This window comes from Acetobacterium sp. K1/6 (assembly GCF_034438075.1).
Taxonomy (GTDB): domain Bacteria; phylum Bacillota; class Clostridia; order Eubacteriales; family Eubacteriaceae; genus Acetobacterium; species Acetobacterium carbinolicum.
On record NZ_JAXQGA010000003.1, the window covers coordinates 197663 to 209415 of the forward strand.

8 protein-coding genes are annotated in these 11753 nt (G+C 42.6%); all 8 read left to right on the plus strand.

Going from position 1 to position 11753, the window contains the following annotated elements:
* Positions 1–13: 13 nt before the first annotated feature.
* The 8 genes from U2P91_RS03995 (at position 14) to U2P91_RS04030 (ending at position 11747) form a co-directional block, all read left to right on the plus strand.
* Positions 14–1015, plus strand: a complete 1002-nt coding sequence (locus tag U2P91_RS03995; RefSeq protein WP_322519084.1) for a sensor domain-containing diguanylate cyclase — start codon at positions 14–16, stop codon at positions 1013–1015.
* 42 nt (positions 1016–1057) lie between these two features.
* Positions 1058–2989: an HD domain-containing protein gene (locus U2P91_RS04000; RefSeq protein ID WP_322519085.1), complete on the plus strand. Its 1932-nt coding sequence runs from the start codon at positions 1058–1060 to the stop codon at positions 2987–2989.
* 50 nt (positions 2990–3039) lie between these two features.
* A complete protein-coding gene (locus U2P91_RS04005; protein WP_322519086.1) occupies positions 3040–3882 on the plus strand; it encodes a CheR family methyltransferase in 843 nt (280 codons plus the stop codon).
* A gap of 15 nt (positions 3883–3897) precedes the next feature.
* Positions 3898–6885 (plus strand): response regulator, encoded by a 2988-nt coding sequence (locus tag U2P91_RS04010; RefSeq protein WP_322519087.1) that lies wholly within the window; start codon positions 3898–3900, stop codon positions 6883–6885.
* A complete protein-coding gene (locus U2P91_RS04015) occupies positions 6875–8773 on the plus strand; it encodes an HD domain-containing protein (RefSeq protein ID WP_322519088.1) in 1899 nt (632 codons plus the stop codon). The genes U2P91_RS04010 and U2P91_RS04015 overlap by 11 nt, the downstream gene beginning before the upstream one ends.
* 24 nt (positions 8774–8797) lie before the next feature.
* The gene (locus U2P91_RS04020) at positions 8798–9367 is read left to right on the plus strand and encodes a carbonic anhydrase (protein ID WP_322519089.1); all 570 of its coding nucleotides are present in this window, start codon (positions 8798–8800) and stop codon (positions 9365–9367) included.
* 66 nt (positions 9368–9433) lie between these two features.
* Positions 9434–10681, plus strand: a complete 1248-nt coding sequence (locus tag U2P91_RS04025; protein ID WP_322519090.1) for a serpin family protein — start codon at positions 9434–9436, stop codon at positions 10679–10681.
* A gap of 235 nt (positions 10682–10916) precedes the next feature.
* Positions 10917–11747 carry an undecaprenyl-diphosphate phosphatase gene (locus U2P91_RS04030; RefSeq protein ID WP_111888857.1) on the plus strand — a complete coding sequence of 277 codons (831 nt, stop codon included), beginning with the start codon at positions 10917–10919 and terminating at the stop codon, positions 11745–11747.
* The last annotated feature ends 6 nt before the right edge of the window (positions 11748–11753 follow it).

The following is an 11753-nucleotide window of genomic DNA, read 5'->3' on the forward strand; positions in this document are numbered from 1 at the left end:
TGTAGGAAAGATTATGCTAACTGTCGAAATCAAAGAATTGGTTGTGTATCTAAGGAATATTGTATCGGAAGAAAAACCGGATGATGGTTTTTTAGAAAAATACGGAGATGATCCGGACTTTATTGAACTTGATAACGCAGCGCGGGAGATTCGAAACAACTGCAAAAAACACTTTGAAATGATCTTTGACTTGTTTCCTGACCCGACCATTATTACGACCATGGATGAGGGCAAGCTATTGACCTATAATCAGGCCTTTTTAAAGTTGATCAAGACCCGGGGAAAGACAATTTTTGATGAGTCGGTAAATATTTCTGATTTGTATTTCGAATTGGATAAGAGAGAGCAATTAGTTGCAGAATTAAAACGAACGGGTATCAGCGAAAATATGGAGATCATGGTTAAGGATGTAAATGATGAAATGTTTGTCGGCCTGGTTTCGGCTCAGGCGATTAACATCGAGGGGACACCTCATATTCTGAGTGTAATTCGGGATATTACCGAAATTAAACGTTTAGAAGCTGAAATTAAACAGTTATCAATCAAGGATAAATTGACTCAGGTGTTTAATCGTCCTAAACTTGATGCGTTTCTCCAATGCGAACTGGAACGTTCTGAACGGACCAGGGCCCCTTTTTCAATCGTCCTGGTGGATGTGGATTCGCTCAGACAGATTAATGATACCTATGGAAATCCGGTCGGAGATAAAGTACTGGTGGCAATTGCCGATATCCTGAAACAAAATATCCGGGTGACAGATGTTGTTGGCAGATGGAGTGGTGAAGAATTTCTGATTATTCTACCCGATACCGATAAAAAAGGGGCCGTAACCCTGGCGGAAAAGATTCGCACCATTGTTGAAAACACCAATTTTGAGACCGTTTTAAAGCTAACGTCGAGTTTTGGGGTATCAACCTATCGTCAGGACTTGTTGCCGGCAACCCTGATTTCCAGAGCCCATGTGGCCCGGAGTCGGGCCAAAGAAAAAGGCAAAAACCGAGTGGAGTGGCAATAATTAAAGCGTCGAAATTAAAAATTGAATTTCTTGAGGTGACAGGTGGATACGAGGCAATTAAAGATTTTAGTGATTGATGACAACCGGGATAATGTGATTGTCTTAAAAGCTCTGATACAGGATGCATTTCCGGAAGTCCGGGTTTTAGCGGCTTTTGGTGGCAAGGCGGGATTTGATATGGCGGCATCGGAAGATCCGGATGTTATTTTCATGGATATTATTATGCCGGAAATGGATGGCTTTGACGTCTGTCGACAATTAAAAGCCAGACCCGATCTGGCAGATATCCCGGTGGTTTTTGTGACGGCTTCCCGGGGCGATAAGGAACATCGAATTCTGGCGCTGGAATGCGGAGGGGAAGGGTTTTTATCCAAACCCTTTGATGAGCAGGAACTGATTTCTCAAATTAGGGCAATGGAAAAGATCAGACGGGCCAATCTTCGTAAACGTAACGAAAAAAAGCGGCTTGATAACCGGGTCAGAAAACAAAATGCGGCATTAAAGGCGGCCCATGCCCGAACGCTGAAACTCCTTAAATCGCTGGAAAAGGAAAATGAAGCCAGGAAAAAAAGCGAAAAAGCTCTGGTTGAAGCTCAAAAGTTGGCGCGTTTAGGGAGTTATGAGTATCACTTGAAAAGCGGGGAAATCGGTTATTCGGAGGAAGTTTTAAATATCTTCGGAATCCACTCAGAGGAGCAAATCAGGACAAAAGAACAGTTAATCAGGCTGGTTCATCCAGACGACATTCCTTCTGTACTGGAAAGTATTAAAAAGGTGATGTTAGAAAAATCCGCTGCCGATTTTGTCTTTCGGATCATCAGGCAAGATGGAGAGGAAAGTGTTGCAAATCTAAGGATGATCCCCCAATTTGATGAAAATAAAAATCATGTTGGCGTTTTTGGAACCATCCAGGACATTACCCGGATCAGAAAAACCGAGGAGGAGATCCGCTATCTGAGCTATCATGATTATCTGACCGGTCTGTTTAACCGACGCTTTTATGAAGAGGTGCTGGTCAAACTGGATATTGATGAAAACTATCCATTGACTCTGGTGATGGCCGATGTCAATGGCTTGAAAATGATCAATGATTCTTTTGGTCACGCGGTAGGCGATGAACTTCTGCAGAAGGCGTCCAATGTGATTAAAAGTGGTTGTCGTGACAAGGACGTAATTGCCAGATTGGGTGGCGATGAATTTGTTATTATTTTGACTAAAACTGACGCTGAAACAGCGGCTCTGGTGATTAAACGTTTGGAAACATTGGCGTCCAGAGAAAAAATAGGTGGCTTGAAACTTTCGATTGCTTTTGGTAGCAAAACAAAAACCAGAAAAGAAGAAAATATCCAGCAAGTGCTTAAAAATGCCGAGGATGATATGTATCGGCATAAACTTTACGAAAGTGCCAGCATGCGCAGCAAAACGATTGAACTGATTATGAACACCCTATATGAAAAAAGCAACCGGGAAATGATGCATTCTAACCGGGTGGGCCTCATTTGTGAAAAAATTGGCATGCGGATGAAACTGGATCAGGATGAAATTAATCAGATCCGAACAGCGGGACTGATTCATGATATTGGCAAAATGGGGATTGACGAAAAGATATTGAATAAGCCGGGAGCCCTTAACGCTGAAGAATGGAAAGAAATAAAACGGCACCCGGAAATTGGATACCGAATTCTCAGTTCAGTCAATGAATTTTCGGAAATGGCAAATTGTATTTTGGAACATCATGAGCGATGGGATGGAAATGGCTATCCCAAAGGTTTAAAGGGTGAAGAAATTTCGTTACAGGGAAGAATTGTGGCGGTAGCAGATTCCTTCGACGCCATGACCAGTGATCGAACCTATCGAAAAGGGCTGATTCATGAAGCCGCAATTGCAGAAATCAAACGCTGTGCCGGAACTCATTTTGATCCGCTGGTGGCAAAAATACTGGTTGAAGTGGTGCGTTTAGAGAAGTTCCGTTAGAGTCGTCGGCAAATCGTGGCAATAATCAGGATGAATAAGGGAGATAGGAAATGGAAACGCACACTGACGACTCTGTTTTTGAGATGATTCGGATTATGAAAGCAACGTATGCAAAAGATCTGAGCATCTATGAGGAGGCCTTTCTGGTAAAAACCTTAAAGCGGCGAATGGCGGGCATCAATGTTAACCAATCGGACTACCCTTTGTACCTACAGGAAAACGGTGATGAAGCGGAACGCTTAATGGCATCGTTTCAGATCACCTATAGTCAATTTTTCAGAAATTCTTTGACCTTTGCGGTGTTGGAGCAGCTGGTTTTACCCCAACTACTAAGCCGGAAACCTGAAAATGGCGAACTAAGGGTGTGGTCGGCCGGTTGTTCTACTGGTCAGGAAGCCTACTCCATCGCAATCCTACTGGAAGAGTTGATTCGTACCGCAAAAAAACCGATGCGGTTCCGAATTTTTGCTACCGATCTTTCCAGAGAAGCGATAAGCATTGCCAAAGCCGGGATTTATAATGAGGATGAAGTGTCAAATATTCGGATGAAACACTTAAAAAGTTATTTTATGAAAAGGGGCGAAGCCTATGGCGTTATACCCGGATTAAAAGATAAGATTGACTTTTCAGAGTACGATTTGCTGGATTCCCATTCCAGTAATCCACCGGATAGCATTTTTGGTGATTTTGATATTATTTTCTGCTGTAATCTTCTTTTTTATTATAAAACGGCGGTGAGACGATCGATTGTCGGGAAATTAAAGCGTTCTTTAGCCGAAGGAGGCTTTCTCATCACTGGTGAAGCAGAGTCGATTTTTATGGGAAAGGACGAGGACTTAAAGATGTTGTCTTCAAGTGTTCCTGTTTTTTGGAAATTACGGCATTTCAAATAGGTTCAGGGAGAGAAGATGAACATAAGAAATTTAAAGGTAAAAACACAGCTCATTATTGGTTTTTCAATCATTCTTTTTTTTGTTATATTATTGGGAATTTTAGGTTATGTTCAGACTAATGCCATTGTTAATCAGGCCGAGACCATGTATAATCATCCCTTTCATGTGACCAAAGCAATTGACCGACTAAACGCAGATATTCTAAACATGCGGGTGGGTGTCAGAGACTTAATTCTTGTTGATACTCAGGAAGATCGAGAAAGTACCATCGTATTGATGGAACAGCACGATGCCGATATCCAGTTACAGTTTGACGTGTTGCGCGAACTTTATTTAGGACCGCAGGAGGATGTCGATGAGGCATATAAGGCCTATATTAATTGGGAAACCGCCCGGGTGGAGATTGTCGAACAAGCGCTAGCGGGGGATTTAGAAACGGCAAAAAAGAAGTTGCTACCGGGGGAAAAGGTTGGCAATTATCGGGCAACACTCATTGAGAAAATGAAAGTTGTCGAGAATTTTGCAAATAACAAGGCGGATACCTTATATCAGGGTGCCATTGACTTATCAGATCGGATCATCATGCAATTAGTTTTGGTTGTCCTTATCATTGTTGTCTTTTCGGTGCTGGTTAGTTTTGTCATTCTTAGGATCATTCAGGAACCATTAAATGAGTTGACCCGGGTGACGGATGAATTTCATAATGGCAATCATAATGCTCGAAGCTGTTACGATCATCACAACGAATTTGGCATGTTATCGGAATCATTTAACACCCTTGCAGATGATATTCAAAAAAATATGGAGCTCAATGAAAAAGCAGCAAACTTTATTGAGGTTATGCTAGGTGAAGATGATGCCAGAAAATTCTTCAGAAAGACATTAAATATCCTTTCCCGATACACGGGTTCTCAGGTTGCAGCGGTTTATCTGCTAAATAGCGATAACCACCAGTTTGAATATTTTGAATCGATTGGCTTGGACCAAAAGGGCAGAGAAAAATTTAGTGGGGATACTCTGGAAGGTGAATTTGGTGCGTCGCTTGCCAGTGGCCATTACACCCATATTAAAGATATCCCGGAAGATTCACGCTTTGCTTTTTACACCGTCAGTGGAAAGTTTATTCCCCGGGAAATCATTACGATTCCGATTGTTTTTGGCAAGGAAGTTATTGCGGTGGTATCCCTGGCGGCGATTGGCAAATACAATCAAAAAGCGATTGGTTTTATTGAAAAAACCATCAGTACCATGAGTGCCCGGATTGAAGGAATTCTGGCTTACCGAACCATTAAAGAATTTTCACACAAGCTGGAGCAGCAAAACCGGGAACTGGATGCCCAGAAGAACGAAATGGAAGAGCAGTCGGTGGAACTGATCCATCAGAATATTGAACTGGAAATGCAGAAAAAAGAGCTCAATGAAGCCAATCAGCTTAAGACTAACTTTTTATCCAATATGAGCCACGAATTGCGGACACCCCTTAATTCAGTGATTGCCCTTTCGGGGATTTTAAATCGTCGCCTTAAAAATGAAATACCAGAAGAAGAGTACAGTTACCTGGAGGTCATTGAACGAAATGGTAAAAACCTCCTGGCTTTGATTAATGACATCTTGGATATTTCCCGGATCGAAGCCGGTCGGGAAGAAATTGAGATTACGACCTTTAATATAAATCAATTGATTAATGAGGTGGTGGAAATGCTGGTGCCCCAGGCCAGTGAGAAAAATGTGACGTGTCGAAGTGGTGTAAGCGACACTGCCGTTTATATCAATAGCGATCGCGATAAATGTCGTCATATTCTGGAAAATCTGGCCAGCAATGCGGTTAAGTTCACAGAAAAAGGTGAGGTATTGTTGGCCATGGGCCAGAACGGGGAGCACTTAGAAATTCGCGTCAGAGATACCGGTATCGGGATCGACGAAAATTATCTGCCCTTTATTTTTGATGAATTCAGACAGGCCGATGGCAGCACCTCGCGTAAATTTGGAGGAACTGGACTGGGACTGGCGATTGCTAAAAAATATGCTAACTTACTAGGTGGAACAATCAGCGTAAAAAGTGTCGAGAACCAGGGGTCGGAATTTATCCTTTCACTGCCTGTTCATTATTCGCCGGAAAACAAAGTAATTGAAGAAGAATTTAAAAAAGATCGAGCCAGGCTGCCACGAGAAATAGCGGTGCCGCAATTGTCAAGTAAAGTGTCAGCGAATTCAATGGCTAAAACCTTGCTGATTGTTGAAGACAGTGAACCGGCAGTTATTCAGATTAGAGATTTACTAGAAGATAGCGGGTATACCATTCAAGTGGCCAGCGATGCAAAAGAAGCTCTGAAAATTATGGAAGCGATTATTCCTGATGCCATCGTTCTGGATTTAATGATGCCTGAAATTGATGGGTTTGATTTGCTAAACACCATAAGAGCGTCGGAACCGACCGCCTATATTCCGGTATTGATACTCACGGCCAAGCATATCACCAAAGACGAGCTTAAATTTCTGACAAAAAATAATATTCACCAGTTAATTCAAAAAGGTGATGTCAACCGAGAAGAACTAAAAAAAGCTATCGCTTCGATGCTTTATCCGGAAACTGACGAAAAAAAGGTAAAGCAATTTGTGACGCGAACAAATAAGTTAAAACCATTGGTACTGGCGGTGGAAGATAATCCCGATAATATGATCACGGTAAAGGCGTTGCTAAGCGATCATTTCAGGGTGTTGGAGGCGACAGACGGTCCAACAAGCATCGCGTTGGCAAAACAATATCGGCCCGACTTGATTCTGATGGATATTGCCCTTCCGGGAATTGATGGTATCCAGGCATTTAAGACCATTCGATCGTCGCCGGGGCTGGAACATACGCCGGTTATTGCACTGACTGCCAGTGCCATGACTCAGGAAAGAGAAGGGATTTTAGCCCAGGGGTTTGATGCCTTTATTCCTAAACCGATCATTGAACGGGAGTTCTTAAAAGTCATTCAGGAGGTGCTTTATGGCAGATAAACGATCAAAATTTTTAGCAGTCGATGATAATCAGGACAATTTGATTACCCTGCGAGCACTGATTCGAGAAGCTTTTCCAGAGGCCCAGGTACTAACAGCCACTTCCGGTATGGAGGGGATTATGATTGCGGCACAAGAAGATCCGGATGTAATCTTACTGGATGTTGTCATGCCGGGGATGGATGGATTTGAGGTTTGTCAAAAACTAAAGGCTGAAAAAAGCACCAAGGAAATCCCGGTTGTTTTTGTAACGGCGGTAAAAGGCGATCGGGAGCATCGGATTCTGGCCCTTGAATCCGGGGCAGAAGCATTTTTAGCAAAACCGATTGATGAATCGGAACTTACAGCCCAAATCAGAGCGATGGTAAAAATTAAAACGGCCAATCGCCATAAGCAGGATGAACAAGGTCGGTTGGCACGGATGGTAGCGGAAAAAACCGCTGAATTAGAAAAAGCGCATTCTCAAACCATTGAACTGTTAGAAAGTCTCAAGCTCAGCGAAGAGAAAAATCGCCGGCTGATCACCCAAATGGAACAAGGCCTGATCGTCCATGAAGTTTTGCTTGACGAGGACGGGGAACCTGAGGATTGTAGGATTTTGTATGTGAATGAAAGCTTTGAGCGATTGACCAGTTTAAAGAGCCAGGACATTCTCGGGAAAACCCTGACTGAGATCATCCCGGAGTCAAAAGCGTTTATGGTTAGCAAATGTGCACAAGTGATAAAAACCGGCGCATCGGTCTGTTTTGAAAAGTATTTTCATCAGTTTAATAAGTATTTTGAAATGGTAGCCTATTGTCCCGAACCGCAACAGGTGGCCGTCATTATTTCTGATATTAGCAAACGGAAACAGACCGAAGAGCGAATCCGTTATTTAAGTGATCACGACTATCTCACCGGAGTCTTCAACCGCCGCTATTACGAAGAAGCATTAGTGACCATTGATACCGAAGATAACCTGCCGTTGAGTCTGGTTATTTCCGATGTGAACGGACTAAAGCTGGTGAACGAGTCCTTTGGACATGCGCTGGGTGATGAGCTCCTTAAAAAAGTTGCGGAGGTAATTTTAAATGAATGTCGGGATCAGGATGTGGTCGCCCGGCTCAGTGGGGATGAATTCATTATTCTGCTGCCAAAAACAGATCAGATCCAGACAGCCAGGATTGTCAAACGGATGCGAACCGCAGCCCGGCAGGAGTCGATTGGGGCCATAAAATTTTCCATTTCATTTGGATATGAAACGAAAACCGAAGCGAATAAAAATATCCAGGATGTGTTAAAAAATGCCGAAGACAATATGTATCGACATAAGCTATATGAAAGTGCCAGTATAAAGAATAAGACCATCGATTTAATTATGAATACCCTTTATGAAAAAAGCAGTCGGGAGATGTTGCACTCCAAAAGAGTGAGCGAAATCTGCGAAAAAATTGCTTTGAAAATGAATTTTGACCCGGATGATGTCAGCCAGGTAAAGACCGCCGGTTTAATCCACGATATCGGTAAAATGGGGATTGACGAGAAAATACTCAATAAGCCGGGGGGATTAGATCCAGATGAGTGGAAAAAAATTCAACGCCATCCGGAGATCGGCTATCGGATTTTAAGTTCCTCCAGTGAATTTTCAGAATTGGCAAGATATGTCCTGGAGCATCAGGAGCGGTGGGATGGAAAAGGCTACCCGAAACGGTTGGCAGGCGAGGAAATTTCTGTTCAGGCAAGAATCATTGGTGTAGCGGATGCCTTCGATGCGATGACCTGTGACCGGGCCTATCGAAAGGGACTCAGCGTGGAAGAAGCGGTGGCAGAAATAAGAAAATGCGCCGGGACTCAATTTGATCCGCAAGTGGCCAGTGTATTTATTGAAAAGGTGCTAACACAAAGCTAAGAATTTAAGAAAGAAGGTAAAACCTTGAAAAACAAGCAAGAAAATAAAATTGAAGCAGCAATACAGGCATTGATTAGTGGTAATAAGAAGTTTTTAGATGCAAAAGAAAGTGGTTATAGTCATCAGACGATTAAGACCGCACCGGCTAAAAATGGTCAGAACCCCTATGCTGTGGTTGTCACCTGTTCAGATTCCCGAGTTCCTCCTGAGCACATTTTTGCGGCCGGGATTGGCGAGCTCTTTGTCATTCGAACGGCGGGAAATGTGATCGGTGATTTTGAATTAGGGAGTATTGAATACGCCGTGGGACACTTGGGAACACCGGTGGTTTTAGTGTTGGGTCATAACCACTGCGGGGCCGTGGCAGCAGCGATGGAGGGGCATGGCACTGGGAACATTAAAAAAGTATTAGATGAAATAATGCCTGTCATTTCAGGCGAAAAAGATGTTGATAAGTGCGAGAATTTAAATATTGAACATAGTTTTTACCGGATCAGTGAAAGCGAAATGGTAAGGGATCTTATCCGTAAAGGAGAAGTAAAGCTTATTTCAGGAAAATATGATATCGAAACCGGCGGTGTTGAATTTTTTTAACTGACCGGCGATAAATAATAAGTGTTGCGATCGGACAAAATGGCATGAAGATGAAAGGGGATTAAAATGAAACGAAGACTGGCTGTTCTGGTGGGTGTTTTTGGTATGGCGGCGATATTATTCTTGGGTTCGGGTTGTAAAAAAGCAGTGATATCAAAGCCGGATACGGATGTGCTTAATTCTTTTGATACCTCAATGGTTGAAAAAACCAATGACTTTGGTTTTGCGCTTTATAAAAATCTAACTTCCAAAAATGAAAACAGCATGATTTCACCAGTGAGCATCTCCCTGGCATTGAATATGGCCTATAACGGTGCCGCCGGAGCAACCCGGGATGCCATGGCAGAGGTGCTAAATATTCAGGGAATTGATATTGAAAAGCTAAATAGCAACAATCGGGCCCTGATTTATTTTTTAACGGAGGCAGACCCCGAAGTGACCTTAAACGTTGCCAATTCCATCTGGATGACTGAGGATTTTGACTTTTCAGAAGTATTTTTGAAGACGGTCGGAAATGATTATCAGGCAGAGGCAAAAAAGCTGGATTTCTCAGATCCCAAGTCTGCCGATATAATTAATACATGGGTAAAAAGCCAAACCAAGGGGACCATCAATCAGATTGTCAGCCCGCCGATTGCCCCTGAAACCATCATGTTTTTGATAAATGCCGTTTATTTTAAGGGGGCCTGGACCAGCCCCTTTGAGAAGGAGTTGACAACGGATCAATCATTTAAACAGGCTGATGGACAGACTGTAACGGTGCCGACAATGTATCAGAGCGGTTCCTTTGACTATTTAAAAACATCTGATTTTCAGGCTTTACGGCTTCCCTATGGTGAAGAGCAGCAGATGGCGATGTTACTTTTTTTACCCAATGAAGAGTCGAGCCTCAGTGAATTTAAAAAGCAACTGAGTCAGGATAACTGGGCCCGTTGGAGCGGTCTTTTTGAAGAAAAAGAGGGTAGCCTGATGCTTCCGAAGTTCACTATGGAATATGAACAATCATTGAACCAGTCATTATCAGATCTGGGCATGGGAATCGCTTTTGAACCGGGGAAAGCAGATTTTTCGGGGATGGCGATAGAAGGCGCGGGGACCGACATTTTTATCAGTGACGTTAAGCATAAAACTTTTATTCAGGTCGATGAAACGGGTACTGAGGCGGCGGCCGTGACCTCGGTGGAAGTTGGCGTCACCAGTATGCCAACATATGACTTTGAACTTAACTTTGACCGACCCTTTTTCTATGCGATAACGGATAGTGAAACCGGCGCCATTGTCTTTATGGGATCGGTGTTTGATCCAAGCAACTAATTAAATGTCCGGGGCTGTTCGGACTGACAGCACCGGATGTTTTTTCTTTGACTTTTTTAAGATTGCGCTCTATTTATAAGGAATTGATAGGGAAATCCCATAAAAACATTGCCAATTTGCGGATAAAAAAGTAAACTTAGTGATGTGAGTTGATTAATTGTTTCACTGAAATGTAATCGCAATGATGCGTTCCCGAGACAAACGACTTAAAACGACAGACAAAAGAGAGGGAAAAATGGGATTTTTGGAAATTTTAAAAGCAATCTTTCTGGGGATTGTCGAAGGTATCACCGAGTGGCTACCGATTAGCAGTACCGGACATATGATATTGGTGGATGATTTTATAAAGCTAAATATGTCAGAGCCATTTATCGAAATGTTTTTGTATGTGATTCAATTAGGTGCAATTTTAGCGGTGGTTTATATCTATTGGCATAAGCTGGTGCCGATAACGTTTAAAAATAAAAAGATAATAATTAGAAAAAACACTGTTATTCTGTGGTCGAAAATTGCAGTGGCATGTATTCCTGGAGTTTTGGCCTACTTACTGCTGGATCGCCTGTTTGATACCTACTTTATGAATTCCATTACCGTTTCGGCGATGTTGGTTCTATACGGGGTTTTATTTATTGTCATTGAAAACTATCATAAAAAACGCAAGCCGGAAGTGGTCAAATTATCTGAGCTTAGTTATAAACAGGCCTTACAGATTGGCGCTTTTCAGGCCTTATCGATTGTACCGGGGACATCCCGTTCCGGAGTAACGATTCTTGGCGGGATAATTTTGGGAACATCCCGAACGGTGGCGGCAGAATTTACTTTTTTTATGGCCGTTCCGGTAATGTTTGGGATCAGCTTTTTAAAGCTGATTAAGTTCGGTTTTGCTTTTACCCTCTGGGAAGTGGTGATCCTATTAATCGGGATGATCGCTGCCTTTATCACTTCCGTCGTGGCAATTAAGTTCTTAATGACCTATATCAAAAAGCATGACTTCAAAATATTTGGCTGGTACCGTATTGTCTTGGGCGTGATCGTCTTACTGTATTTCTTTATCACCGGTAAGTAGGCTGAT